Source organism: Streptomyces sp. NPDC102462, from assembly GCF_044765425.1.
In the GTDB taxonomy this organism is placed as follows: domain Bacteria; phylum Actinomycetota; class Actinomycetes; order Streptomycetales; family Streptomycetaceae; genus Streptomyces.
On the sequence record NZ_JBIWKB010000005.1, the window covers coordinates 187,352 to 211,220 of the forward strand.

24 protein-coding genes and 1 tRNA gene are annotated in these 23,869 nt (G+C 72.4%); 12 read left to right on the forward strand and 13 right to left on the reverse strand.

Going from position 1 to position 23,869, the window contains the following annotated elements:
- The first annotated feature begins 292 nt into the window (after window positions 1-292).
- Window positions 293-366 (forward strand) — tRNA-Met (locus ACIRFL_RS06835).
- A gap of 80 nt (window positions 367-446) precedes the next feature.
- Here ACIRFL_RS06835 and ACIRFL_RS06840 read toward each other — a convergent pair.
- The 4 genes from ACIRFL_RS06840 to ACIRFL_RS06855 form a co-directional block, all read right to left on the reverse strand.
- Window positions 447-1,598 (reverse strand): ABC transporter substrate-binding protein, encoded by a 1,152-nt coding sequence (locus ACIRFL_RS06840; protein ID WP_404024717.1) that lies wholly within the window; start codon window positions 1,596-1,598, stop codon window positions 447-449.
- Complete coding sequence (locus ACIRFL_RS06845) at window positions 1,595-2,455, reverse strand: ABC transporter permease (protein ID WP_404024718.1); 861 nt, start codon at window positions 2,453-2,455, stop codon at window positions 1,595-1,597. The genes ACIRFL_RS06840 and ACIRFL_RS06845 overlap by 4 nt, the downstream gene beginning before the upstream one ends.
- On the reverse strand, window positions 2,452-3,219 hold the full coding sequence (locus tag ACIRFL_RS06850; protein ID WP_404024721.1) for an ABC transporter ATP-binding protein: 768 nt from the start codon (window positions 3,217-3,219) through the stop codon (window positions 2,452-2,454). The genes ACIRFL_RS06845 and ACIRFL_RS06850 overlap by 4 nt, the downstream gene beginning before the upstream one ends.
- Before the next feature lie 153 nt (window positions 3,220-3,372).
- A complete protein-coding gene (locus tag ACIRFL_RS06855) occupies window positions 3,373-3,789 on the reverse strand; it encodes a Fur family transcriptional regulator (RefSeq protein ID WP_404024723.1) in 417 nt (138 codons plus the stop codon).
- Window positions 3,790-3,916: 127 nt separating this feature from the next.
- Between ACIRFL_RS06855 and ACIRFL_RS06860 the strand changes: the two genes are divergently transcribed.
- Window positions 3,917-5,386 (forward strand): catalase, encoded by a 1,470-nt coding sequence (locus tag ACIRFL_RS06860; RefSeq protein WP_404024726.1) that lies wholly within the window; start codon window positions 3,917-3,919, stop codon window positions 5,384-5,386.
- A gap of 77 nt (window positions 5,387-5,463) precedes the next feature.
- On the opposite strand, the gene ACIRFL_RS06865 is transcribed toward ACIRFL_RS06860, so the two are convergent.
- Together ACIRFL_RS06865 and hisN are read right to left on the reverse strand one after the other, a co-directional pair.
- Window positions 5,464-5,856: a cyclic nucleotide-binding/CBS domain-containing protein gene (locus ACIRFL_RS06865; RefSeq protein WP_388703856.1), complete on the reverse strand. Its 393-nt coding sequence runs from the start codon at window positions 5,854-5,856 to the stop codon at window positions 5,464-5,466.
- 302 nt (window positions 5,857-6,158) lie between these two features.
- The gene (gene hisN, locus ACIRFL_RS06870; RefSeq protein ID WP_404024729.1) at window positions 6,159-6,959 is read right to left on the reverse strand and encodes a histidinol-phosphatase; all 801 of its coding nucleotides are present in this window, start codon (window positions 6,957-6,959) and stop codon (window positions 6,159-6,161) included.
- A 197-nt stretch (window positions 6,960-7,156) separates the two neighbouring features.
- On the opposite strand from hisN, the gene ACIRFL_RS06875 reads away from it, so the two are divergent.
- Window positions 7,157-7,750: a TetR/AcrR family transcriptional regulator gene (locus ACIRFL_RS06875; protein WP_404024731.1), complete on the forward strand. Its 594-nt coding sequence runs from the start codon at window positions 7,157-7,159 to the stop codon at window positions 7,748-7,750.
- 45 nt (window positions 7,751-7,795) lie between these two features.
- On the opposite strand, the gene ACIRFL_RS06880 is transcribed toward ACIRFL_RS06875, so the two are convergent.
- From ACIRFL_RS06880 to ACIRFL_RS06895, 4 genes are all read right to left on the reverse strand, one after another.
- On the reverse strand, window positions 7,796-8,119 hold the full coding sequence (locus ACIRFL_RS06880; protein ID WP_351729443.1) for a multidrug efflux SMR transporter: 324 nt from the start codon (window positions 8,117-8,119) through the stop codon (window positions 7,796-7,798).
- Between the two features lie 91 nt (window positions 8,120-8,210).
- Window positions 8,211-9,221, reverse strand: a complete 1,011-nt coding sequence (gene rsgA, locus ACIRFL_RS06885) for a ribosome small subunit-dependent GTPase A (RefSeq protein WP_404024734.1) — start codon at window positions 9,219-9,221, stop codon at window positions 8,211-8,213.
- Window positions 9,222-9,237: 16 nt separating this feature from the next.
- Window positions 9,238-10,554, reverse strand: coding sequence for a 3-phosphoshikimate 1-carboxyvinyltransferase (gene aroA, locus ACIRFL_RS06890; RefSeq protein ID WP_404024736.1), 1,317 nt, complete (start codon window positions 10,552-10,554; stop codon window positions 9,238-9,240).
- Between the two features lie 258 nt (window positions 10,555-10,812).
- A complete protein-coding gene (locus ACIRFL_RS06895; RefSeq protein WP_404024739.1) occupies window positions 10,813-11,535 on the reverse strand; it encodes a M50 family metallopeptidase in 723 nt (240 codons plus the stop codon).
- A 102-nt stretch (window positions 11,536-11,637) separates the two neighbouring features.
- On the opposite strand from ACIRFL_RS06895, the gene ACIRFL_RS06900 reads away from it, so the two are divergent.
- The 8 genes from ACIRFL_RS06900 (at window position 11,638) to def (ending at window position 19,087) form a co-directional block, all read left to right on the forward strand.
- Entirely contained in the window at window positions 11,638-12,453 is an 816-nt protein-coding gene (locus ACIRFL_RS06900; protein ID WP_404024742.1) for an SOS response-associated peptidase, read from the forward strand.
- A 1-nt stretch (window position 12,454) separates the two neighbouring features.
- Window positions 12,455-13,084, forward strand: coding sequence for an alpha/beta family hydrolase (locus ACIRFL_RS06905; protein ID WP_404024745.1), 630 nt, complete (start codon window positions 12,455-12,457; stop codon window positions 13,082-13,084).
- Between the two features lie 256 nt (window positions 13,085-13,340).
- A complete protein-coding gene (sigR, locus tag ACIRFL_RS06910; RefSeq protein ID WP_404024747.1) occupies window positions 13,341-14,024 on the forward strand; it encodes an RNA polymerase sigma factor SigR in 684 nt (227 codons plus the stop codon).
- Complete coding sequence (rsrA, locus tag ACIRFL_RS06915; protein WP_404024749.1) at window positions 14,021-14,323, forward strand: mycothiol system anti-sigma-R factor; 303 nt, start codon at window positions 14,021-14,023, stop codon at window positions 14,321-14,323. The genes sigR and rsrA overlap by 4 nt, the downstream gene beginning before the upstream one ends.
- Before the next feature lie 159 nt (window positions 14,324-14,482).
- A complete protein-coding gene (locus ACIRFL_RS06920) occupies window positions 14,483-15,823 on the forward strand; it encodes an HD-GYP domain-containing protein (RefSeq protein WP_404024751.1) in 1,341 nt (446 codons plus the stop codon).
- A complete protein-coding gene (locus ACIRFL_RS06925; protein ID WP_404024753.1) occupies window positions 15,820-17,181 on the forward strand; it encodes an HD-GYP domain-containing protein in 1,362 nt (453 codons plus the stop codon). The genes ACIRFL_RS06920 and ACIRFL_RS06925 overlap by 4 nt, the downstream gene beginning before the upstream one ends.
- Window positions 17,182-17,292: 111 nt before the next feature.
- A complete protein-coding gene (locus tag ACIRFL_RS06930; protein WP_404024865.1) occupies window positions 17,293-18,276 on the forward strand; it encodes a tetratricopeptide repeat protein in 984 nt (327 codons plus the stop codon).
- A gap of 160 nt (window positions 18,277-18,436) precedes the next feature.
- The gene (def, locus tag ACIRFL_RS06935) at window positions 18,437-19,087 is read left to right on the forward strand and encodes a peptide deformylase (protein ID WP_404024756.1); all 651 of its coding nucleotides are present in this window, start codon (window positions 18,437-18,439) and stop codon (window positions 19,085-19,087) included.
- A gap of 142 nt (window positions 19,088-19,229) precedes the next feature.
- On the opposite strand, the gene ACIRFL_RS06940 is transcribed toward def, so the two are convergent.
- Window positions 19,230-20,195 (reverse strand): helix-turn-helix domain-containing protein, encoded by a 966-nt coding sequence (locus ACIRFL_RS06940; protein ID WP_404024758.1) that lies wholly within the window; start codon window positions 20,193-20,195, stop codon window positions 19,230-19,232.
- Between the two features lie 93 nt (window positions 20,196-20,288).
- On the opposite strand from ACIRFL_RS06940, the gene ACIRFL_RS06945 reads away from it, so the two are divergent.
- Window positions 20,289-20,531 carry a hypothetical protein gene (locus ACIRFL_RS06945; RefSeq protein WP_404024760.1) on the forward strand — a complete coding sequence of 81 codons (243 nt, stop codon included), beginning with the start codon at window positions 20,289-20,291 and terminating at the stop codon, window positions 20,529-20,531.
- Here ACIRFL_RS06945 and ACIRFL_RS06950 read toward each other — a convergent pair.
- Entirely contained in the window at window positions 20,444-21,457 is a 1,014-nt protein-coding gene (locus ACIRFL_RS06950) for a ribonucleotide-diphosphate reductase subunit beta (RefSeq protein WP_404024762.1), read from the reverse strand. The genes ACIRFL_RS06945 and ACIRFL_RS06950 overlap by 88 nt on opposite strands.
- Window positions 21,457-23,868 (reverse strand): ribonucleoside-diphosphate reductase subunit alpha, encoded by a 2,412-nt coding sequence (locus ACIRFL_RS06955; RefSeq protein ID WP_404024764.1) that lies wholly within the window; start codon window positions 23,866-23,868, stop codon window positions 21,457-21,459. The genes ACIRFL_RS06950 and ACIRFL_RS06955 overlap by 1 nt, the downstream gene beginning before the upstream one ends.
- Between the last annotated feature and the right edge of the window lies 1 nt (window position 23,869).

The following is a 23,869-nucleotide window of genomic DNA, read 5'->3' on the forward strand; positions in this document are numbered from 1 at the left end:
CTCGCCGCCGTGGGGGTGCGGTGTGGTTTGTCTGTGCGGGTGGGTGGGGGCTGGTCGCGCAGTTCCCCGCGCCCCTTGGTTGGGTGTGCCTTAGGGGGTTGGTGTTGGCCCTGTGCGGCTGCGGCTGCGGGTGGGTGGGGGTTGAGCGCGCAGTTCCTCGCGCCCCTTGGTTGGCTGTGCCTTAGGGGGTTGGTGTTGGTCCCGTGGGGCGGCTGGGCGCCCAGCTCCCCGTGCCCCTGGGGTTGGGGATTTGCCTCTGGGGGTGGGGGTCACGTAATGTTTCGTTCATCGACGCGGGGTGGAGCAGCTCGGTAGCTCGCTGGGCTCATAACCCAGAGGTCGCAGGTTCAAATCCTGTCCCCGCTACTGAGACCGAGGGCCGGAATCCAGGCAATGGATTCCGGCCCTCGGCGTGTTTCCGGGCAGCCCCGGGCCGGGAGGGCCGGTCAGGGGGCGTGGCCCACCGCCTCCGCGTACAGCGAGCGGTCCACGGTCTCCGACTCCGGCAGGGCCGCGCCCTCGGTGACGCCCTGGGCCCGGTAGGCGGCCTGGAGGCGGGTGACGGTGCCGGATCTGATCTCCCAGTCCATGCGGAGCGACGGCGTCGACTTCAGGACCGCCGCATCCGTCTTCAGGAGCTTCGCCAGATAGGCGACGAAACCCGCGTCCTTCTTGTAGTCGCCGGCGAAGTAGGTGTCGACCGTGCGGATGTAGGCCCGCAGCAGGGCCACCCCGGCGTCCACGTCGTCGTGGAGCAGCGTGCGGCCGTACAGCATGCCGCCCAGGGGTTCCCCGAGCGGCTGGCCGCCCAGGAAGGCATAGCCCCGCTCGCCGTCCATGCGGCGCCAGACCGGGTCGAGGAGCCAGGCCGAGTCCACGCCGCCGCCCTGCAGGGCCGTGAGCACGTCAGCCGAGCCCAGTTGCTGGTAGCGGATCTCGTCGAGGCCGCCGCCGTGCCGGGCCAGGGCCCGCTGCATCGGGTACGCGATCACCGAGCCCTTGCCGATCATGGTGCCCATGGTGCGGCCCGCCATCCGGACCCGGTTCGCGCTCTCGCCGCTCGCCAGCTTCACCCACAGGCCGCTCTTCGAGCCCGGGTCGGGCGAGAAGTTGCCCGCGACCCACTTGATGGCGAAACCGCCGCGGACGCCGTTCATCACGGCCGCCTCCGGTGCCGCCCACAGGGCGTCGATATCGCCCCTGGCCAGCAGCGGTAGCGCATCCGGCGTCGGCAGCACACGAAGCGTGACATCCAGCCCCTCCGCCTTGAACTCGCCCTTGTCGAGGGCGACGCGCAGCGGGGCCACATATTCCGCGCTCAGCGTCCCGGTGGCGATCGTGATCTCCCGGCGCTCGGCCAGTGGCCGAGCGGCCGGGGCGCGCGGTGCGCAGCGGGCCGGTGCCCGGCCGGGGGACAGGTCCGCAGGGTCGGTCCAGGACGCCGTGCCGCAGCCGTCGACCGGCCGGACCGTACGGTGCTGAGGTCCGGACCGCGCCCCGGCGTCCCCGGAGTGCGCCGACGAGCAGCCGGCCATCGCCAGCAGGGTGACGACCGCGGCGAGCACCGTCCTGCGCCCGGGGCCGAAGCGTCCCCTCATGACTGCCCCCGTCCCCGGTCCCGCGGCGCCCACGGTGTGAGCAGCCTGCCCGCGATCCGGACCAGTTCGGAGAAGAGCACCCCGAGCACGGCCACACAGACGATTCCCACGAACATCACGTCGTTCTGGAACAGCGCGCGCGAGTCGAAGATCAGATGCCCCAGGCCGTCGGACGCGGCGATCTGCTCCGAGGCGACGATCACCAGGACCGCGACGCCCGCCGCGATCCGCGCGCCGACCAGGACCGACGGCAGGGAGGCGGGGAGCAGCACATGGCGGAACATCTGCCACGGCGAGGCGCCGAAGACGCGTCCCGCGTCCCGGTGGCCGGCCGGGACGGCGATCACCGCCGACATCGTGGAGATCCAGACGAAGAAGAAGACGGTGGCCGCCACCAGGGCCACCTGCGGGCCCTCGCCGAGGCCGAACATGTTCAGGAAGACGGGGAGCAGGGCCAGCTTCGGCACGACGTACAGGGCGTCCAGGAGCGGTTCCAGGGCCGCCCGGACCAGGGGGAGCGAACCCATCAGGAGGCCGAGCAGATAGCCGGTCGCGGTGCCGACGGCGTAGCCGGCCAGGACGCGGCGCAGCGTCGACCACACGTCGGGCCACAGCTCGCCGGCCGCCGCCCGGTCCCAGCCGTCGGCGAGGATCGCGGAGGGTGCCGGATAGACGCGGTCGTCGATCCACGCCCGGCTCGCGGCCAGCTGCCACAGCAGCACGAGCAGCAGGGGCACGGCCACCGCGAGGGACAGTTCCAGGGCGCGGCGCCTGCGGTGGGCGCCGGCCGGGTGCAGTTCGCGGACGCCGGGGCGGCGGACCAGGACGGCCTCCCGGTCGGGCAGCACGGTCTTCATGCCGGCACCGCCTCCTTGCGCAGCAGGTCCCACAGCTCGCCCTTGAGGGCCGTGAACGCAGGCGCCGAGCGGATGTCGCCGGTGCGCGGGCGCGGGAACGGCGGGCGCCGCTCGGCGATGATCCGGCCGGGGCGCGCGGACATCACCAGGACCCGGTCGCCGAGGACGATCGCCTCCTCCAGGCTGTGCGTGATGAACACGGTGGTGGTGCGCAGCGCCTGGGTGATCTCCAGCAGTTCGTCCTGGAGTATGGTGCGCAGCTGGGCGTCCAGCGCGGCGAACGGCTCGTCCATCAGCAGCAGTTCGGGTTCCACCGCCAGGGCGCGGGCGATCGCCACGCGCTGGCGCATGCCGCCCGAGAGCGTCGCCGGGTGGGCGTGTGCGAAGTCCGCGAGGCCCAGCCGGGCCAGCCAGTCGGCGGCGCGGGCGTTCGCCTCGCGGCGCGGCACGCGCTGCACGTCCAGACCGAAGCGCACGTTCGCCTGGACGGTCTTCCAGTCGTAGATGCCGTAGTCCTGGAAGATCATGGCGACCGGGTGCGGGCTCGTCGTGCGGATCTCCAGCGTGCCCGTGCTGGGGCGCAGCAGGCCCGCGGCGATGCGCAGCAGGGTGGACTTGCCGCAGCCGGAGGGGCCGACGACGCAGACGAACTCGCCGGCGGCGACGGTGAGGTCGAGGGGGCCGAGGGCGTCGACCGTGTGGGGGGTTCGGCCGAAGGTGCGGGTCAGTTCGGTGGCTCGGAGTTTCGGATACGGCTCTCCCACGGGCGTCTCCTCGCGGAGTGCGGAACGGACTGGTGGGCGCCGTTGACCATATGACGGGTCGTCAGTTTCAGGAAGCCGGTACGCAGCACAAAGCCCCGGCGGATGTCGCTGCCGGGGCTCGCAGGGTCTTCGTCAGGTGTTCGTGGGGGCGGGCTAGGCGCGCGCGCAGTCCGGGCACAGGCCGCGGTAGGTGACCTCGACGTCCGAGACCGTGAAGCCGAAGCGCTCCGAGTCGGGGAGGTCGGCGAGCGGGTTCCCGTTCGGGTGGACGTCGCGGATCGCGCCGCAGTGGGCGCACACCAGGTGGTGGTGCGGCCGGTGGGCGTTCGGGTCGTAGCGCTTGGCCCGCTTGTCGGTGGCGACCTCCAGCACCTCGCCGAGCGAGACGAGTTCCCCGAGGGTGTTGTAGACCGTCGCGCGGGAGATCTCCGGCAGCCGGGTGACGGCGCGGGCGTGGACCTCGTCGGCGGTCAGGTGGACGTGCTCGCCGTCCAGGACCTCGGCCACGACACGGCGCTGCGCGGTCATCCGCCATCCGCGTCCGCGCAGCCGTTCCAGAAGGTCACTCATGGACACCAGCCTAACAGCTAAGGGGACCAGGTCCCGAACAGGTGTGACTTTGGATCGCCATTTGACTTAGACAATGTCCATTGTAGGATCAGGTTCGGCTTTGGCCAAGCAACAGGATCAGTGGCAAGTGACGCAGGAGGCGCACGTGACGCAGGGACCTCTCACGACGGAGGCCGGTGCTCCGGTTGCCGACAACCAGAACAGCGAGACCGCGGGCATCGGCGGCCCGGTGCTCGTCCAGGACCAGCTGCTGCTGGAGAAGCTGGCCCACTTCAACCGTGAGCGCATCCCGGAGCGCGTGGTGCACGCGCGGGGCGCCGGTGCGTACGGCACCTTCACGGTCACCGCCGACGTCACGCGGTACACGCGCGCCGCGTTCCTGTCCGAGGTCGGCAAGCAGACGGAGACCTTCCTGCGCTTCTCGACCGTCGCCGGCAACCTGGGCGCGGCGGACGCGGTCCGCGACCCGCGCGGCTTCGCGCTGAAGTTCTACACCGAGGAGGGCAACTACGACCTCGTCGGCAACAACACCCCGGTGTTCTTCATCAAGGACGCCATCAAGTTCCCCGACTTCATCCACACCCAGAAGCGCGACCCGTACACCGGCTCGCAGGAGGCGGACAACGTCTGGGACTTCTGGGGGCTGTCGCCCGAGTCCACCCACCAGGTGACCTGGCTGTTCGGCGACCGCGGCATCCCGGCCTCCTACCGGCACATGAACGGCTACGGCTCGCACACCTACCAGTGGAACAACGAGGCCGGCGAGGTCTTCTGGGTCAAGTACCACTTCAAGACCGACCAGGGGATCAGGAACCTCACCCAGGACGAGGCCAACAGGATCGCCGGTGAGGACCCCGACTCCCACCAGCGCGACCTGCGCGAGGCCATCGAGCGCGGTGAGTTCCCGAGCTGGACCGTGCAGGTGCAGATCATGCCGGCGGCCGACGCGGCGACGTACCGCTTCAACCCGTTCGACCTGACCAAGGTGTGGCCGCACGCGGACTACCCGCCGATCACCATCGGCAAGCTGGAGCTCAACCGCAACCCGGAGAACATCTTCGCCGAGGTCGAGCAGTCGATCTTCAGCCCCGCGCACTTCGTGCCCGGCATCGGCCCGTCCCCGGACAAGATGCTCCAGGGCCGCCTCTTCGCCTACGGCGACGCCCACCGCTACCGCGTCGGCATCAACGCCGGCCACCTGCCGGTGAACCGCCCGCACGCCACCGAGGCGCGCACCCACGCGCGGGACGGCTTCCTCTACGACGGCCGCCACAAGGGCGCGAAGAACTACGAGCCGAACAGCTTCGGCGGCCCGTTCCAGACCGACCGGCCGCTGTGGCAGTCCACGGCGGTCGCGGGCGGCACGGGCGACCACCCGGCACCGGTGCACGCCGAGGACGACGACTTCGTGCAGGCGGGCAACCTGTACCGGCTGATGTCCGACGACGAGAAGGAGCGCCTGATCGGCAATCTGGCGGGCTTCATCGCCAAGGTGTCGGGGGACGACATCGCCGAACGCGCGATCGGCAACTTCCGCCGGGCGGACGACGACTTCGGCAAGCGGCTGGAGGCCGCGGTCCAGGCCCTGCGCGGCTGATCACCAGCACACTGGACCGCTTGCCGTGGCGCGGGCCGGACCTCCCGGGTACGGGGGCTCCGGCCCGTCGGCATGTCTCAGGCCGGCACCCGCTGCCGCAGCGGAGCCCAGCAGCGGATGATGTCGCGGACCGACACGATGCCCACGGGCTCGCCGTGGTCCAGGACGATCAGATGGCGGAAGCCGCCGTGCGCCATGGCGCGGGCCGCCTCCTCCAGGGTCCAGGTCGGGGTGGCGAACACGACGTCGTTGGTGGTGTGAGCGTGGGCGCGTTCCGTGTCCGGGTTCTGGCCCAGGCCCACGGAGTTGAGGATGTCGCGCTCGGTGAGGATGCCGATGCCGCCGGCGTCGGGATCGAGGACGATGGCGGCGCCCACGCGGCGGGCGGACATCAGGGCGGCTGCTTGGCGGAGGGTGTGTGCGGGGCCGACGGTGAGAACCACCGTGCTCATGGCGTCACGGACGAGCATGGCTGGGAGCCACCTCCTAGGGAGAATCCTCCGGGGAATCCGGGCCGATCGGGACGACGCGGTGATCTGGCGACGCTGACCTGTTGACGCGGTGGCCGGCCGGCCGGTCGTGCCGATCGATGGATCGACAGATCGACGAGTCGACAGGTCGGCGGATCGATGGATCGATCGCGGCGGCGGATCGGTAGTTCCCGGATTCACAAATTCACAAATGGGGGGACTTTCAGAGTCGCAGGCAAAGCGCGAGTCAACAAGGGGGCGCGTGCAGCTGACCGAGGGCGTGCGCAGGCACCTCGTGCTTCTCAGTAGCGCCCGTTGAGATACCCCAGCAACCGGTCGTGGAGCAGCCCGTTGGACGCTGCGGCGTCGCCGCCGTGCGGGCCCGGGCGGCCGTCGAGGCCCGTGAAGGTGCCGCCGGCCTCCGTGACGACGATCGCCGGCGCCGCCATGTCCCACAGGGACAGCTCGGGCTCGGCACAGAAGTCCACCGACCCCTCGGCGACCATCATGTAGGGCCAGAAGTCGCCGTACGCGCGCGTGCGCCACACCGCCCGGGTGAGGTCGAGGAAGCCGCCGAGCCGGCCCCGCTCCTCCCAGCCGGACAGCGAGGAGTACGCGAAGGACGCGTCCGCCGGCTCCGAGACCCGGGAGACATGGATGCGGGTCGCGGAGGACAGGCTGCGGCCGGTGAAGGCGCCGTGGCCCTTCGCGGCCCACCAGCGGCGGCCCAGGGCCGGGGCGGAGACCACGCCGACGACGGGCTGGTAGCCGCCCTCGGCCGCCTCCGTCAGCGCGATCAGCGTGGCCCAGACCGGCACCCCCCGCACATAGTTCTTGGTGCCGTCGATAGGGTCGATCACCCAGCGGCGCGGGCCGGTGCCCTCGATGCCGTACTCCTCGCCGAGGATCGCGTCCCGGGGCCGGGCGCGCTGGAGCTGGCCGCGGATCAGCTCCTCGGCGGCCTTGTCCGCCTCGCTCACCGGGGTCATGTCCGGCTTGGTCTCCACCTTGAGGTCGAGGGCCTTGAAGCGGGACGTCGTCGCGGCGTCGGCCGCGTCCGCGAGGACGTGGGCGAGGCGGAGGTCGTCGAGGTAGTCGGGCATGTGATGCACCGTATCCGGCCCCCTCGCGGCGCGGCCAGCGGGGGCCGCGCCGCGAGGGCTCCGCCCCGGCGCAGCCGACTCGGCCACGGCATGGCGCACAACGGCCCCCGCCGGGACGCGCCCGCCACGCGAACCCTTGACAGTGCACGAGGGCGCGTCAAACCTGGGCGCACAGCCCTCACCCCAGGGAGGCGACGATGCCTGCTGCCCGGGAATCCCTGCTCGACGCCGCCTACACCGCACTCGCGCTGCGGCCGTGGCCCGCCGTGCGGATGGTGGACGTGGCCGCGGCGGCCGGGGTGTCCCGGCAGACCCTCTACAACGAGTTCGGCAGCAAGGACGGGCTCGCCCGGGCGCTTGTGCGCCGGGAGGCCGACGGTTATCTCGCGGGGGTCGAGCGGGCCCTGGCCGGCGGCGCAGAACCGCACGAGCGGCTGACCGCCACCGCCGAGTGGACCGCCGCCGTCGCCCGTGACAACCCGATCGTGCGCGCCATGCTCACCGGCTGCTGGAGCGAGCGACTGCCCGCGCCGCCGTTGTCCCCTGTCGCGTCGTCCTCGGCCGTGCCGGCGCAGCGCCGGGCGGACGGGCCGCTGCCGTCGCCGGGTGATCTCGTGCGGATGGTGCGGGACCGGGCGCTCGCGGCCCTGGCCGGCCCTGGCGCCGGCGGGGAGCTGGCCCGTTCCTGCGAGGTGGTGGCGCGGCTGGCGTTGTCGTGTGTGGCCGCGCCGCCCGCGGCGGGCGGGATCGCCGACCTGGTCCGTGAAGCGCTGCACCACCAGCCGGTGTGAACCACCGCCCGCGCCGTCGCGCGCCGTCCCCGGCACACGGTCCGGCTAGTGTGCCGAGCCGGACAGCTGGAGGCCGATCACGCCGATGATGACCAGGCTGATCGAGACGATCTTCAGCGTCGACACCAGGTCGCCCAGGAAGACCATGCCGTAGATCGCGGTGCCCGCGGCGCCGATGCCGGTCCACACGGCGTAGGCGGGACCCACGTCCAGCTTCCGCAGGGACAGGGTCAGCAGGCCGAAGCTGCCGAGGGCGAAACACGCGAACGCGATGGTCGGCCACAGCCGGGTGAAACCGTGCGACAGCTTCAGGCAGACCGCGAAGCCGGTTTCGAGCAGTCCGGCCACCACGACCAGCAGCCACGCCATGTGCTGTCCTCCCGTATGTCCGGCTCGATGCTGTCCGGCTCGGTGCGATTATGCACTTGCCAGGCCCGCGCCCCCGCAAACACCGCTGAGGTCAGTCGCCGTCCCGGCGCTCCCGCGTGGCCAGCAACCGGCGCAAAGAGTACAGGCGCGCCGGGTCCGCGTGTCCCTCGGCCACCCAGGCGTCCAGCGCGCAGTCCGGTTCGTTGTGGCTGCAGGCGCGCGGGCAGCCCGCGGTGCCGGGCTCCAGATCCGGGAAGGCGTGGATCACCCGGGAAGGATCGATGTGGGCGAGGCCGAAGGAGCGAACGCCCGGGGTGTCGACGACCCAGCCGGCCATGTCGCCCAGCGGCAGCGCGAGCGCCGACGTGGTGGTGTGCCGGCCGCGGCCCGTCACCGCGTTGACATGGCCCGTCGTACGCCGGCGGTCCTCCGGTACCAGCGCGTTGACCAGCGTCGTCTTGCCGACGCCGGAGTGCCCCACGAACGCGGTGACCTTGCCCGCCAGCTGCTCGCGCACCCGGTCGGCGGCGGCGCCTTCCGCCAGTTCCGCGCGGCTGGTGACGACATGCGGGATGTCCAGGTCGCCGTAGAGCTCCAGGAGCTTGTCGGGCGGGGCCAGGTCCGACTTGGTCAGCACCAGCAGCGGGTCGAGGCCGCCGTCGTAGGCGGCGACCAGGCAGCGGTCGATCAGCCGGGGGCGCGGCTCGGGGTCGGCGAGGGCGGTGACGATGGCGAGCTGGTCGGCGTTGGCGACGACCACCCGCTCGTAGGGGTCGTCGTCGTCCGCGGTGCGGCGCAGCACCGATGTGCGCTCCGCGATGCGGACGATCCGCGCGAGCGTGTCCTTGCGCCCGGACAGATCACCGACCAGCGCCACCCGGTCGCCCACGACGGCCGCCTTGCGGCCCAGCTCGCGTGCCTTCATCGCGAGGATCGTACGGCCGTCGACGAGGCAGGTCAGCCGGCCCCGGTCCACCGTGAGGACCATGCCCTCGGCGGCGTCCTCGTGCTTGGGCCTGATGTTCGTACGGGGCCGGTTGCCCTTGCGGTTGGGGCGGGTGCGGATGTCGTCCTCGTCGGTGTGCTTGCCGTAGCGGCGCATGATCCCGGTCCGCCCGTCAGTTCCCGAGCATTCCGGCCCACAGTTCGGGGAAGTCCGGCAGGGTCTTGGCGGTGGTCGCCACGTTCTCGATCCGCACGCCCGCGACCGCCAGGCCGATGACGGCGCCGGCCGTCGCCATGCGGTGGTCCTCGTACGTGTGGAAGACCCCGCCGTGCAGCGCGCGCGGGCGGATGTGCAGGCCGTCGGCGGTCTCGGTCACATCGCCGCCCAGCTCGTTGATCTCCTTGGTGAGCGCGGCGAGCCGGTCCGTCTCGTGCAGCCGCAGATGGGACACGCCGCGCAGGGTCGACGGGGAGTCCGCGAGCGCGGCGACCGCCGCGATGCCCGGGGTCAGCTCGCCCACGTCGCTCAGGTCCACGTCGATGCCGTGGACCGCGCCGGAGCCGGTGAACTCCAGGCCGTACTCGGTCAGCGTGCAGGAGCCGCCCATCTCGGTGAAGATCTCGCGCAGCCGGTCACCCGGCTGGGTGGTGCGGGCCGGCCAGTCCGGGACGAGCACCTTGCCGCCGGTGACGAGGGCCGCGGCCAGGAAAGGCTGGGCGTTCGACAGGTCCGGCTCGACGGTCAGGTCGCGGCCCAGCAGGGCACCCGGCGTGACCCGCCAGACGTTCGGCTCGCCGCCCGACTCGGGGGTGTCGACCTGGGCGCCGACCGCGCGCAGCATGTCGACGGTCATCCGGATGTGCGGCAGGGAGGGCAGCGAGGCGCCGGTGTGGCGGACCTCGACGCCCTGGTTGAACCGGGGCCCGGACAGCAGCAGCGCCGAGACGAACTGCGACGACGACGAGGCGTCGACCGACACCGGACCGCCCTCAAGGGCGCCGCCGCCGTGCACGGTCAGCGGCAGCGCGCCGCGGCCGTCGTCGTCGATCCGGGCACCGAGTGCGCGCAGGGCGTCGATCACGCCGTGCAGGGGACGCTCGTACGACCTGGGGTCGCCGTCGAAGCGGATCGGGCCGTCGGCCAGCGTGGCGACGGGCGGCAGGAAGCGCATGACGGTGCCGGCGTTGCCGACGTCGACGGAGGCCGGGCCGCGCAGGCCGGTGGGCAGCACCCGCCATGCCTCGCCGGTGCCGTCCGGGCCGACGCCCTCCTCGATGCCGACGCCCATGGCCCGCAGGGCGCCCGCCATCAGCAGCGTGTCACGGGAGCGCAGGGGGCGGCGCAGCCAGCCCGGTTCGGAGGCGAGGGCGGCGAGGACGAGGGCGCGGTTGGTGACGGACTTGGACCCGGGCACGTGGACCGTCGCGTCGACGGCTCCGCTCGCGTGCGGGGCGGGCCAGAGGGCGGTGTGCGCGTTGTTCGGGGCCATGGCCCCACTTTAGTGGGCGGGGGGTCGCCGGGCGCGGGTGCGTGCACGGGGCTGCGCCGTCGGCCGCGGATGCGCGGAGCGTGCCGCGCCGCCGGGTTCCCCGCGCCGCTCGCACCGCGGGGCCCGTCGCGGTGCGGCCGCACACCGATACGGCCGCGCAACCCCGCAGGACGTTGCCCCGTCACTCCTTCGGAGTGTGTCCCGCACCCCGGCACCCGCCAGGGCGACGAACCCCCGCGGCGGGGGCGGGAGCGGCCCTCAGCCCCCCAGCAGCCACCGTCCCCCGCCGATGAGCGAGCACAGCGACACCGTGTGGAACAGGAACAGCCACAGCCACGCCGGCACGTGGGTCAGCCGCGACAACTGGTCCGCGTCGGAGTCGCCCGCTCCGCCCCGCGCCCGCTTGGCCTGCAGTTCGAAGGCCGGCCGCACCCCGCCCAGCAGCAGGAACCACACCACCGCGTACCCGAACGCCGCCTGCACCTGCGCACCGGCCAGCCAGGACACCAGCAGGAAGGTGCCGCCGGTGAGGAACACGGTCAGCACCCCGTAGGCGTTGCGGATCATCACCAGCATGGCGACGAGCAGGGCGGTGGCCAGCCAGAGCAGCAGCGTGAGGCGCCCGGCGGCCAGCAGCGCGGCCCCGCCCAGGCCCAGCAGCGGTGGCGCGGTGTAGCCGGCGGCGGCGGTGAGGATCATGCCGACGCCGTGCGGCTTGCCCCGGCTGACGGTGAGGCCGCTGGTGTCGGAGTGCAGGCGTATGCCGGTGAGCTGCCGGCCGGTGAGCAGGGCCACCAGGCCGTGACCGCCCTCGTGCGCGATGGTGATGGCGTTGCGTGAGACGCGCCACAGTCCGTGCGGGACGACCACGGCGAGGGCCGCGGTCAGGGTGATCAGCACCACCCACTGGTCCGGTCCGGGCTGGGTGCCCCACAGCCGGTCCCAGAGGTCGGGCAGCGCGGTCGATGCGGTGCTGTCCATGTGGTGCGGTCGCTCCCTCGGGTCGGGGCTCGTACGGGCCGGTCGGGTCGGGCGGGCGCAGCCGGTGGCCGGGCGGCGGCCGGGCCTGGCAGTGTGGCACGCATGTGCGGACGGTATTCAGCGAGTCGTAGGCCCGAGGATCTCGCAGGGATCTTTGAAGCGGAGAAGTGGGAGCCGGAGGAGAGCTTTGAGGCCGACTACAATGTGGCGCCCACCAAGGAGGTCTACGCCGTACTCGACCGTCCGGTGAAAGACGCAGACGACCCGCGTCCGGTTCGGCAGCTGCGCAGGCTGAAGTGGGGCCTGGTGCCGTCCTGGGCCAAGTCACCCGAGGGCGCGGCCCGGATGATCAACGCCCGCGCGGAGACCGTGCACGAGAAGCCGTCGTACCGCCGTGCCTTCGCCGCCCGGCGCTGCATCCTGCCCGCCGACGGCTACTACGAGTGGGTGACCGGCGCACAGGAGCGGGACCTGGAGGTCGAGGGCCGCAAGAAGCGGCCGCGCAAGCAGCCGTACTTCGTGCTGCCCGCCGACGGTTCGGTCTTCGCGATGGCGGGCCTGTACGAGTTCTGGCGGGACCGGACCCTGCCCGACGACCATCCGCGTGCCTGGTGGGTGACCTGCTCGGTGATCACCACCGAGGCGGAGGCCACCCCGCTGGCCGTGGCCCCCGCGGAGGGGCCGCACAGCCTCGCGGAGATCCACCCGCGGATGCCGCTGATGCTCACCCCCGACCGCTGGGACGCCTGGCTCGATCCGGCCCGCACCGATGTCGAGGACCTGCGGTCGCTGCTGGAGCCGCCGCCGCAGGGCCTGATGCGCGCCTACCCGGTCGCCACGGCCGTCAGCAACGTCCGCAACAACGGCCCGGGGCTGCTGAAGGAGCTGGCGGGTCCGGAAGCGGGCACACTGTTCTGACGTGACCACACAGATCATCGCCACGGACGCGGGGGACGCCCGCATCACCTGGCACCCGGCGCGGCGGCCCCAATTCGTGCTGGCCGTGAGCCATGGGGCGGGCGGCGGCATCGAGGCGCGCGACCTGCGGGCGCTCGCGGCGGCGCTGCCCGCCCACGGCGTCACCGTGGCCCTGGTGGAGCAGCCCTGGCGGGTGGCGGGCCGGAAGGTGGCCCCGGCCCCGAAGACCCTCGACACCGGCTGGCGCGGGGTCTGGCCCGCGCTCACCGCGCCGGGCCCGCCGGTGATCTCCGGCGGGCGCAGCGCCGGGGCCCGGGTCGCCTGCCGCACGGCGGCCGAACTGGGGGCGCACGCCGTCCTCGCCCTGAGCTTCCCGCTGCACCCGCCGGGCAGCCCCGAGAAGTCCCGGGCCGCGGAACTGCTCGGGACACGGGTGCCCACGCTGGTCGTGCAGGGCGGCAACGATCCGTTCGGCAGGCCGGCCGAGTTCCCGCCGGGCGCCTACCGGCTCGTCGAGGTGCCCGGCGGCGACCACGGCCTCGCCGTGCCCAAGCGCGCGGAGATCGGCCAGGAGCGGGCTCTGGAGATCGTCACCGACGGCGTCGCGGAGTGGATCGCGTCACTCGGGTGACCCCCGGGAATGCCGCGCGCCGGCCCGCTGTTGTGGGGGTCAGAAGTGCTGAAGCTCCAGCACCGACGTCGTGGGAGAGGGAGTCCGCCGCATGGGTTCGACCGTTTGCCCGAGCCGCAGCAGCCGCACTGACCTGGACTGGACGGTGCTGCACGCGGCCAAGGCCGCTCCGATTCGAGCGGCGGCAGGCACGGGTCGTGTTCTATCCTCCGATTCGAGTGGGACCGTCCTCGGTCCTGCCCACGATCTTGAGGAGGTGGGTCCGGTCACTGGGACCGACGCAGGGACCGACAACGGCCAGGCGGAGCAGCCCGAGGGCCGGGGCGTCGGCGCGGAGTCCAGCACGGAACGCAACGCGCGCTTCGAGCGGGACGCGCTCGAATACCTCGACCAGATGTATTCGGCCGCGCTGCGCATGACGCGCAACCCGGCCGACGCGGAGGACCTGGTGCAGGAGACCTACGCCAAGGCGTACGCGTCCTTCCACCAGTTCCGCGAGGGCACCAACCTCAAGGCCTGGCTGTACCGGATCCTCACGAACACCTTCATCAACTCCTACCGCAAGAAGCAGCGCGAGCCGCAGCGCAGCGCCGCCGAGGAGATCGAGGACTGGCAGCTCGCCCGCGCCGAGTCGCACATGTCGACCGGGCTGCGCTCCGCCGAGTCGCAGGCGCTCGACCACCTGCCCGACTCGGACGTCAAGGAAGCGCTGCAGGCGATCCCCGAGGAATTCCGCATCGCCGTCTACCTCGCGGACGTAGAGGGCTTTGCCTACAAGGAGATCGCGGACATCATGGGGACACCCATCGGTACGGTGATGTCCCGGCTGCACCGGGGCCGCCGTCAACTGCGCGGCATGCTGGAGGACTACGCCCGCGAGCGCGGGCTGGTCCCGGCGGGCGCCGGAGAGTCGAACGAAGCGAAAGGCTCGGGCTCATGAGCTGCGGAGAGCCGCACGAGACGGACTGCAGTGAGGTACTCGACCATCTCTACGAGTTCCTTGACAGCGAGATGCCGGCAGCCGATCGCGACAAGTTCCAGCAGCACTTCGAGGAGTGCTCGCCGTGCCTGGAGAAGTACGGCCTGGAAAAGGCGGTGAAGAAGCTGGTCAAGCGGTGCTGCGGCCATGACGACGTGCCGATCGACCTGCGCGCCAAGGTCATGGGCCGGATCGACCTGATCCGCTCCGGCCAGACCGTGCCCGAGCACGACATCACGGCGACTCCCCAGGAGTCCTGACCGGGGCGGGCGGCCCGCGCTTTCCGCGGCCGCGGTCCGAGCCCGCCGCTGACTCACCGGTCATCACCCGAACGTGCTAACCCGGGCGGCCAGGCCCCCGGACCCCCGATCCGCGCCCTAGGCTCCGGAGCCAGGACGTGCATGGTCGGGGGAGGGCTCATGGAGGCGGTTCCGGCACGGGCACGCGTCTATGTGACCTGCGTCGCCGCCCTGGCCCTGCTCGGTGTGCTGCCGCTGCCCCGGACCCACGCGCCCTGGTGGGCGACCGCGCTGCTCTCCGCGGTGTACGCGGCCTGTGAGCAGATCGTCCGGCGCCGCTTCGGAGGCACCTTCCACCCCGTCCTGCTCGCCGGGGCCTTTCTGCTGCCCGCGCCCGCCGCCGCGCTCGTACCCCTGCCCGGCGCCCTGCTGTCGCCCGCCGACCGGCCCCGCGCGCTGCGCCGGATCTGGCGCGCCGCCCAGACCTCGCTCGCCGTGGGGGTCGCGGCCCGCGTGCACTGGCTGCTCGGCGGCCGGCCGGCGGTCGTGCACTCCGACTTCCCCTACGTCCTCGTGCCGGTCGCCGCCGCCGTGCTGGCCTTCTGCCTCGTCCTGGCCGCGCTCGACGGCGGCATCCTGGCCCTGGCCGAAAGAGTGCCCGCGCGCCGGGCCTGGCGCGGGCTGCTGCCCCGCTCGCTCGCGCCGATCGCCGTGCACGGACTGGCCGGGCTGATGATGGCCGTGCTGTGGCGCAGCCCGCACGGGCCGGTCGTCGCGCTGCTCGTGCTGCTGCCGATGGGCGTGTCCTGGTGGGTCTTCGCGCAGTACCACCGGGAACGGACGGCCCACCAGGCGACGATCCGCGCGCTCGTGCAGGCCGTCGACATCAAGGACGGATACACCCGCGGCCACAGCGAGCGGGTCGGGCAGGCGTCCGTGATGATCGCCCGCGAACTCGGCCTGGACGACGACCGCGTCGAGGTGCTGCGGTTCGCCGGGATCCTGCACGACGTGGGCAAGCTGGGCGTGCCGACCCGGCTGCTGCGCAAGGACGGCCCGCTGACCCCCGAGGAACGGCGCGTGATCGAGCTGCATCCCGAGTACGGCCATGAGATGGTCCGCGGGATCTCCTTCCTCGGCGAGGCCCGGGCGGCGATCCTGCACCACCACGAACGGCTCGACGGCAGCGGCTACCCGTACGGGCTGGCGGGCGATCAGATCCCGGAGTCCGCCCGGGTGGTGGCCGTCGCCGACGCCTTCGACGCGATGACATCCACGCGTTCCTACAGCAGGGCCCGCCCGGTGCCGACGGCCCTCAGAGAACTGGAGCGCTGCGCCGGCGCCCAGTTCGACCCCAGGATGGTCGCCGCGCTGGTCCGGGCCGTGGGGCGTAGGGGATGCCCCCGGCCGGGCGAAGCCGCAGGCGGGGGCGGCTGGCATCCCGCGGTCACCGCCGACGAGCCGCAGTACCCGGTGCCGCCCTCCGAACCCGTCAGGGGCCCGCGCGAGGCGCGCCGATGAGCGCGCTGCGGCTCGTCCATGCCTGCGCCGCGCTGCTCGTCGCCGTCTCCCTCGCCGTCACCCTCCTGAGCGGACTGGAGGACCGCGGCACGGCCCTCGCCTTCGGCGTGCTCATAGCCGTCGGCGAGCTGACCGTCCCGCGGCCCTCCGGCCCCGCCCGGGTGGCGGGGGCCCCCGTGACCGTCACCGGCGCCGACGTCCGGGAGACCGCCTCGCTCGGCGCGGCCGGCGCGCTGTCGTACGCGCTGCTCGGCGACGGGGCCGCGCACCCGACCGCCCCGCAGGCGCTCGATGTGGCCCAGAGCGCGGGAACACCCCTCCGGGCCGCGCAGGTCGTCACCGTCGTCCTCGCCGCCTCGCTGCTCGGCAGCGCCCCGCGCATCTGGTGCGGCCGGACCCGCACGCTCGACCACCTGGCCCGCCGGGTCCTCACCGTCGGCTTCGCCGCCGTCTGCTTCCAACCCCTGCACAACGACGGGCTGATCGGGGTCCTGGGCGGCTCCGCGCACGCCGTGCTGCTGCTCGCGCTCCTCGTGCTCACCGCCCTGTGCGACGCGGTCCTGGCCGCGGCCCTCGCCCACTCCCGCACCCGGTGGCCGTTCGGCCCGCTGCTGCGGGACGAGCTGCGGGGGCTGCTCGGCATCGGATCCGCGGTGTCCGCGACGGGCGCGGTGATGGCGCCGGCGGTCGGCGTCGTCGGGCTGTGGGCGCTGCCCGTGTTCTGTCTGCCGCTCCTGCTCACCCAGCTCACACTGCGCCGGTACGCCGCCGTGCGCGCCACCTACCGGCAGACCATCGCCTCCCTGGCCCGGGCCACCGAGGTGGCCGGCTACACCCCGGCCGGACACGCCCACCGGGTCGCCGCGCTCAGCCAGGCCGTCGGCCGTGACCTCGGGCTGACCGCGCCCGAGCTGACCGTGCTGGAGTACGCGGCCCTCATGCACGACATCGGCCAGCTGAGCCTGGTCGACCCGGTGCCGGCCGGGGCCACCGCCGCACTGCCCGCCGCGGAACAGCGGCGGATAGCGCTGCTCGGCGGGGCCGTCGTACGGCAGACCGGGGTGGACGCGGCGGTCGCGGTGGTCGTGGAGCGGCAGGCCGATCCCTACCGGGAGCAGCCGGTGGCCGCCCGGATCATCCGGGCCGTGAACGCGTACGAGGAGAAGACACGGGACGCCGGTCCCGGCGTTCCGCTCAAGGCCCTGGAGGAGCTGCGGCTGGGCACCGCCGGGGACTACGCGCCCGAGGTGGTGGAGTCGCTGGCGCGGGTGCTGGGCGACCAGGGTGCGGCGCGGGAGCGCCCCGGGCGGGGCGCCGGACGCCGGACCGGACGGTCTGACCCGGCCCCGGCTGGGTAACCCATGGGTAATGAGCGCCTCTCCCGCCGTACGTGGTTGGATGCGAGGGAGAGGGTGTCCGGGGGCACAAGCCAGCCCACAGTGCGGATCTGGAACTGGCAGGCGGGAATCGTGAGGATCTTCGGCAAGGGACGGCACCGGCCCTCCGCCTCCTGGCGGCAGGCCACCGACCGGGCGTTCACGCTCATCGGCGACGGCCGGTACGAGGACGCGGGCGAGCTGCTGACACGCGCCGCCGACCTGGAGCCCTGGCTGTCCGAGTCCTGGTTCAACCTCGCCCTGCTGCACAAGTTCCGGCACGACTGGGAGCAGGCCCGCGCCGCGGGACTGCGCGCCGTGGCCCTGCTCGACCGGGAGACCGGCGCGCCCGACTGGTGGAACGTGGGCATCGCCGCCACCGCCCTGCAGGACTGGCCGCTGGCCCACCGCGCCTGGCAGGCCTACGGACTGCGGGTGCCCGGGTCAAGCGCCACCGCCACCGGTGAACCGCTCGGCATGGAGCTGGGCAGCGCGGCCGTACGGCTGTCCCCGGAGGGCGAGGCCGAGGTCGTCTGGGGCAGGCGGCTCGACCCGGCGCGCATCGAGGTGCTGTCCATTCCGCTGCCCTCCTCGGGGCGGCGCTGGGGCGAGGTCGTGCTGCACGACGGGGTACCGCACGGGGAGCGCACCACGGCCGCGGGCCACGCCTACCCGGTCTTCGACGAGATCGAGTTGTGGGCCCCGTCGCCGGTGCCCACCTGGGTGGTCCTGCTGGAGGCCGCCAGCGAGGCCGACCGGGACGCGCTGGAGCAGCTGGCCGCCGACGCCGGCTTCGCCGCGGAGGACTGGTCGTCGTCCGTGCGGCTGCTGTGCCGGATGTGCTCCGAGTCGCGGATGCCCTCCGACGAGGGCGACGGGGAACACCTCGATCCGCACGATCACAGCGAACCGGGGCATCCCGGGCCGCTCGGGCACCGCACGGACGGGCAGCTGTGGGTGCCGGAGCGGGAGTGCGGCGTCGCCGCCCCGGCGTCGCTGGTCCGGGGGCTGCTGGACGGGTGGGTCGCGGACAGCCCCGATTCCCGGGACTGGCGGGATCTCGAAGAGGTCTGTTAAGAACCGTTGCCCCGCCGCCGGTTCGGCCGGCCGGCCGTGCCCGGGCGGCGGAGCCGCCCGGTGGACACAGCCCCGCGCCGGTCGGGGCGCGCTCCCCGTACCCTGTATCAGCATCCATTCATCCACTCCCCAGTTCTTGTCAGGAAGGCATACGTCGGACATGGCGCAGCAGGACACCGATCAGCAGCACGCGGGCGTGCTCCCCGTGGACGACGAGGGCTTCGTCATCGACACCGAGGACACCGAGGAGCGCGAGGCCGCCTGGCGGGAGCGCGGCACCTCGCGGCCGATCACGGTCGTCGGCAATCCGGTGCTGCACAAGGAGTGCGCGGACGTCACCGAGTTCGGCGACGAACTCCAGCAACTGGTCGCCGACATGTTCGCCAGCCAGCGCACCGCCGAGGGCGTGGGCCTGGCCGCCAACCAGATCGGTGTCGACCTGAAGGTCTTCGTGTACGACTGCCAGGACGACGCCGGCGTCCGGCACGTCGGCGTGGTCTGCAACCCCCGGCTCGTCGACCTGCCCGCCGACCGGCGCCGCCTCGACGACAGCAACGAGGGCTGCCTTTCCGTGCCGACCGCGTACGCGCCGCTGGCCCGGCCCGACTACGCCGAGGTGACCGGGCAGGACGAGCGGGGCAACCCGGTCAAGGTGCGCGGCACCGGCTACTTCGCGCGGTGTCTGCAGCACGAGACCGACCATCTGTACGGGTACCTGTACATCGACCGGCTCTCCAAGCGGGAGCGCAAGGACGCGCTGCGGCAGATGGCCGAGAACGAGCCGCGCTATCCCGTGGTCGCCAACGACTGACGAGCGCTCCGCTGGACAAGCCGCGATAGGCCGTCGGTCGTCTGCTGCACCGTTGTGGCTGGTCGCGCAGTTCCCCGCGCCCCTTCGGGGCGCTGACCAACCGCAGTTGGCACACTCGTGCGGTTCTGGCCCCGGTGCGCGGTCAGGCGGCCTCGGGGCCGCGGAACGCGCGCCGGTAGGCGTGCGGGGTGGTGCCCAGCGCCCGGACGAACTGGTGGCGCAGCGCGGCGGCGGTGCCGAACCCGGTGCGCGCCGCGATCGCGTCCATCGTCTCGTCCGTGCCCTCCAGCAACTCCTGGGCCAGCAGCACCCGTTGGCGCAGGATCCAGCGGTAGGGGGTGGTGCCGGTCTCCTGCTGGAAGCGGCGGGCGAAGGTACGCGGCGCCATATGGGCGCGGGCGGCGAGCTGCTCGACGGTGACCTCCCGGTCCAGGTGCCGCTCCATCCAGGCCAGCACGTCGCCGACGGTGTCGCAGCGGTCCTTGGGCAGCGGGCGCTCGATGTACTGGGCCTGCCCGCCGTCCCGGTGCGGCGGCACCACCATGCGCCGGGCGATCTTGTTGGCGATCTCCGGGCCCTGCTCCTTGCGCACGATGTGCAGACAGGCGTCGATCCCGGAGGCGGTGCCCGCGGAGGTGATCACCGGGTCGTCGTCGACGTAGAGCACGTCCGGCTGGATGATCGCGCGCGGCCAGCGCACGGCCAGCTCCGCGGCCTGCCTCCAGTGCACGCTGCACCGCCGCCCGTCGAGCAGCCCGGCGGCGCCGAGCGCGAACACCCCGGAGCAGACGCTGAGCACCCGCGCCCCGCGCTCCACCGCCGCCACCAGGGCCGACAGCAGGTCGGGCGGGAAGTCGCGGGTGACGAACTGCTCGCCGGCCGGCACCGCCACCAGGTCGGCCTCCGCCAGCCGGTCAAGCCCGTACGGCGTCGAGACGGTCAGCCCGCCGACATGGGTGCGCAGGGCCGGGCCCTCCGCCGAGACCACGGCGAAGTCGTACACCGGCAGCCCCTCGTCGCTGCGGTCCAGGCCGAACACCTCGCACAGGACGCCCAGCTCGAAGGGGTGCACGCCGTCCAGCAGGACGGCCGCCACGTTCTTCAGCATGCTGCCAGTGTGCCTCGTCCCTGGCAGTAATTCGAGGGTGTACGGCAGTCCTGCCACTGCCGGTAAGGAGTGTCAGAGACGACAGTGGTGTCCATGAACACAAACCAGATCGAAGGTCTGATCGGCATGCTGGCGGTCCTCGGGATCCTCGTCCTCCTGGTCCTCCCGTCGGTGTTCGGCATGGTGCGCGACCGGCGCATCGACCGACAGCTCCGGGAGGCCGAGGAGACGGCGGACGAGGAACGGGATCAGAAGTCCTCGTCCAGGTCGACGGTGCCCTCCACCGCCACCTGGTACGCCGACGGACGCCGCTCGAAGAAGTTGGTCAGCTCCTGAACCCCCTGCAGCTCCATGAAGGAGAAGGGGTTCTCGGAGCCGTACACCGGGGCGAAGCCGAGGCGCGTCAGACGCTGGTCGGCGACGCACTCCAGGTACTGCCGCATCGAGTCGGTGTTCATGCCCGGCAGGCCGTCGCCGCACAGGTCGCGCGCGAACTGCAGCTCCGCCGCGACGGCCTCCCGGAGCATGTCGGTGACCTGCTGGCGCAGCTGATCGTCGAAGAGGTCCGGCTCCTCCTTGCGGACGGTGTCGACCACGTCGAAGGCGAAGGACATGTGCATCGTCTCGTCACGGAACACCCAGTTGGTGCCGGTGGCCAGGCCGTGCAGCAGGCCCCGGCTGCGGAACCAGTAGACGTATGCGAAGGCGCCGTAGAAGAACAGGCCCTCGATGCACGCGGCGAAGCAGATCAGATTGAGCAGGAAGCGCCGGCGGTCGGCCCTCGACTCCAGGCGGTCCAGGTTCTCGACCGAGTCCATCCACCTGAAGCAGAACTCGGCCTTCTCCCGGATGGACGGGATGTTCTCGACCGCCGCGAACGCCGCCGCACGGTCCTCCGGGTCGGGCAGATAGGTGTCCAGCAGCGTCAGATAGAACTGGACGTGCACGGCCTCCTCGAACAGCTGACGGCTCAGATACAGCCGTGCCTCGGGGGAGTTGATGTGCTTGTACAGGGTCAGCACCAGGTTGTTCGCGACGATCGAGTCGCCCGTGGCGAAGAACGCGACCAGCCGGCCGATGAGGTGCTGTTCGGCGGGGGTCAGCCTGGCGAGGTCGGCGACGTCCGAGTGCAGGTCGACCTCCTCCACGGTCCAGGTGTTCTTGATGGCGTCCCGGTAGCGCTCGTAGAAGTCGGGGTAGCGCATGGGGCGCAGCGTCAGCTCGAAGCCCGGGTCGAGAAGGTTCTGGGAACGGTGGGACATCACTGGCAGGCCTCGCAGGACTCGGGGTTCTCAAGGGAGCAGGCGACGGCGTCGGGGTCGGCGGCCTGCTGGACGGGGACGGTGGCTCGGGGCTGCGCCTGGGCGGCGCGTGCGATGCGGGTCGCCGGGCGGGAGCGCAGGTAGTACGTCGTCTTCAGGCCCTGCTTCCAGGCGTAGGCGTACATCGAGGAGAGCTTGCCGATGGTCGGCGTCTCCATGAACAGGTTCAGGGACTGCGACTGGTCCAGGTAGGGCGTGCGGGCCGCGGCCATGTCGATCAGGCCGCGCTGCGGGATCTCCCACGCCGTGCGGTACAGGGCGCGCACATCGGCCGGGATCCACGTGAGGTCCTGCACGGAGCCGTTGGCGTCGCGCAGCGCCTCGCGGGTGCGGGCGTCCCACACGCCCAGCTCCTTGAGGTCCCGCACCAGATACGAGTTGACCTGGAGGAATTCACCGGACAGGGTCTCGCGCTTGAAGAGGTTGGAGACCTGGGGCTCGATGCACTCGTAGACACCGGCGATGGACGCGATGGTCGCGGTGGGCGCGACGGCGAGCAGCAGGCTGTTGCGCAGGCCGGTCGTCGCGATCCGCGCCCGCAGCGCCGCCCAGCGCTCGGGCCAGGTGAACTCGACGCCGTAGTGGTCGGGGTGCAGGACACCCCGCGCCGTACGGGTCTCCTCCCAGGCGGGCAGCGGCGCGTTGCGCTCGGCGAGGTCGGCGGACGCCTCGTAGGCGGCGAGCATGATGCGCTCGGCGATCCTGGTGGACAGGGCCCGCGCCTCGGGGGAGTCGAAGGGCAGGCGCAGCTTGAAGAAGACGTCCTGGAGGCCCATCACGCCGAGGCCCACCGGCCGCCACCTGGCGTTGGAGCGGCCCGCCTGCTCGGTCGGATAGAAGTTGATGTCGACGACCCGGTCCAGGAAGGTCACGGCGGTGCGGACCGTCTCGTCCAGCCGCTCCCAGTCGATGCCCCCGCCGCTCACGAACGCGCCGAGGTTGACCGAGCCCAGGTTGCAGACCGCGGTCTCGCCGTCGTCGGTGACCTCCAGGATCTCCGTGCAGAGGTTGGAGGAGTGCACGACACGGCCCGGCTCGGCCGTCTGGTTGGCGGTGCGGTTGGCCGCGTCCTTGAAGGTCATCCAGCCGTTGCCGGTCTGCGCGAGGGTGCGCATCATACGGCCGTAGAGGTCACGGGCCGGGATGGTCTTCTTCGCGAGCCCGGCCGCCTCCGCCGCGCGGTAGGCGGCGTCGAACTCCGCGCCCCACAGGTCGACCAGCTCCGGCACGTCCGACGGGGAGAACAGCGACCACTGCCCGTCGGCGTCGACCCGGCGCATGAACTCGTCCGGGATCCAGTGGGCGAGGTTGAGGTTGTGCGTACGGCGCGCGTCCTCACCGGTGTTGTCGCGCAGCTCCAGGAACTCCTCGATGTCCGAGTGCCAGGTCTCCAGGTAGACCGCCGCGGCGCCCTTGCGCCGGCCGCCCTGGTTCACGGCGGCCACGGAGGCGTCAAGGGTCTTCAGGAACGGCACGATGCCGTTGGAGTGCCCGTTGGTGCCGCGGATCAGCGAACCGCGGGAGCGGATGCGGGAGTAGGCGATGCCGATGCCGCCGGCGTGCTTGGAGAGGCGGGCTACCTGGTGGTAGCGGTCGTAGATGGAGTCCAGCTCGTCCTTGGGGGAGTCGAGCAGGTAGCAGGACGACATCTGCGGGTGGCGGGTGCCGGAGTTGAAGAGCGTGGGGGAGGAGGGCAGGTAGTCGAGGCGGCTCATCAGCCGGTAGAGCGCGGCCACCTCGTCCACGGCGTGCATGGGGTCTCCCCCGGAGAGGACATCGGCATCACCGTCGGCGAGGCCGGCGGCCACCCGCAGCATGAAGTGCTGGGGCGTCTCGATGACTTGGCGGGTCAGGGGGTGCCGGAGCAGATAGCGGCTGTGCAGCGTGCGCAGCCCGAAGTAGCCGAAGCGGTCGTCCGCCGCGGTGTCGATCAGCGCGTCCAGCCGCTCGGCGTGCCGCCGTACGAAGGCGGCGGTGCGGTCGGCGATGAGCCCTTCCCGGTGCCCCACGGCGATCGACCCGGTGAACGAGGTGACGCCTTGTGTGGCGGCCTCGGCGCGGATGGACAGGGTCAGCAGCCGGGCGGCCAGCCGGGAGTAGGCGGGGTCCTCCGAGATCAGGCCGGCGGCCGCCTCGGTGGCCAGTTCCCGAAGCTCCGCGACGGCAGCGGCGTCGGACCGCGCGGACCGGCCGCGCAGCGCTGCGGCGGCGACCCGGCCGGGGTCGGCGTCGGGGAGGTCGGCGGTCAGCTCGGTCAGGGTCCGCAGCAGCGCGGCACCGGGGCCGTCGGTCTCCACCGGGGCCGCGGTCGCCTGGGCGGCTGAAGCCGGGTCGGCTGGCGCGATGGTCACG

Bases quoted from the DNA above. Each gene is read 5' to 3' on its own strand.
- ACIRFL_RS06925 (WP_404024753.1), top strand. From the start codon at position 15,820: ATGAGCGCGCTGCGGCTCGTCCATGCCTGCGCCGCGCTGCTCGTCGCC.
- ACIRFL_RS06845 (WP_404024718.1), bottom strand. From the start codon at position 2,455: ATGAAGACCGTGCTGCCCGACCGGGAGGCCGTCCTGGTCCGCCGCCCC.
- ACIRFL_RS06940 (WP_404024758.1), bottom strand. From the start codon at position 20,195: ATGCTGAAGAACGTGGCGGCCGTCCTGCTGGACGGCGTGCACCCCTTC.
- rsrA (WP_404024749.1), top strand. From the start codon at position 14,021: ATGAGCTGCGGAGAGCCGCACGAGACGGACTGCAGTGAGGTACTCGAC.
- ACIRFL_RS06950 (WP_404024762.1), bottom strand. From the start codon at position 21,457: ATGTCCCACCGTTCCCAGAACCTTCTCGACCCGGGCTTCGAGCTGACG.
- ACIRFL_RS06855 (WP_404024723.1), bottom strand. From the start codon at position 3,789: ATGAGTGACCTTCTGGAACGGCTGCGCGGACGCGGATGGCGGATGACC.
- ACIRFL_RS06900 (WP_404024742.1), top strand. From the start codon at position 11,638: ATGTGCGGACGGTATTCAGCGAGTCGTAGGCCCGAGGATCTCGCAGGG.
- def (WP_404024756.1), top strand. From the start codon at position 18,437: ATGGCGCAGCAGGACACCGATCAGCAGCACGCGGGCGTGCTCCCCGTG.
- ACIRFL_RS06875 (WP_404024731.1), top strand. From the start codon at position 7,157: ATGCCTGCTGCCCGGGAATCCCTGCTCGACGCCGCCTACACCGCACTC.
- ACIRFL_RS06865 (WP_388703856.1), bottom strand. From the start codon at position 5,856: ATGCTCGTCCGTGACGCCATGAGCACGGTGGTTCTCACCGTCGGCCCC.
- ACIRFL_RS06880 (WP_351729443.1), bottom strand. From the start codon at position 8,119: ATGGCGTGGCTGCTGGTCGTGGTGGCCGGACTGCTCGAAACCGGCTTC.
- hisN (WP_404024729.1), bottom strand. From the start codon at position 6,959: ATGCCCGACTACCTCGACGACCTCCGCCTCGCCCACGTCCTCGCGGAC.
- ACIRFL_RS06920 (WP_404024751.1), top strand. From the start codon at position 14,483: ATGGAGGCGGTTCCGGCACGGGCACGCGTCTATGTGACCTGCGTCGCC.
- ACIRFL_RS06945 (WP_404024760.1), top strand. From the start codon at position 20,289: ATGAACACAAACCAGATCGAAGGTCTGATCGGCATGCTGGCGGTCCTC.
- rsgA (WP_404024734.1), bottom strand. From the start codon at position 9,221: ATGCGCCGCTACGGCAAGCACACCGACGAGGACGACATCCGCACCCGC.
- ACIRFL_RS06840 (WP_404024717.1), bottom strand. From the start codon at position 1,598: ATGAGGGGACGCTTCGGCCCCGGGCGCAGGACGGTGCTCGCCGCGGTC.
- aroA (WP_404024736.1), bottom strand. From the start codon at position 10,554: ATGGCCCCGAACAACGCGCACACCGCCCTCTGGCCCGCCCCGCACGCG.
- ACIRFL_RS06895 (WP_404024739.1), bottom strand. From the start codon at position 11,535: ATGGACAGCACCGCATCGACCGCGCTGCCCGACCTCTGGGACCGGCTG.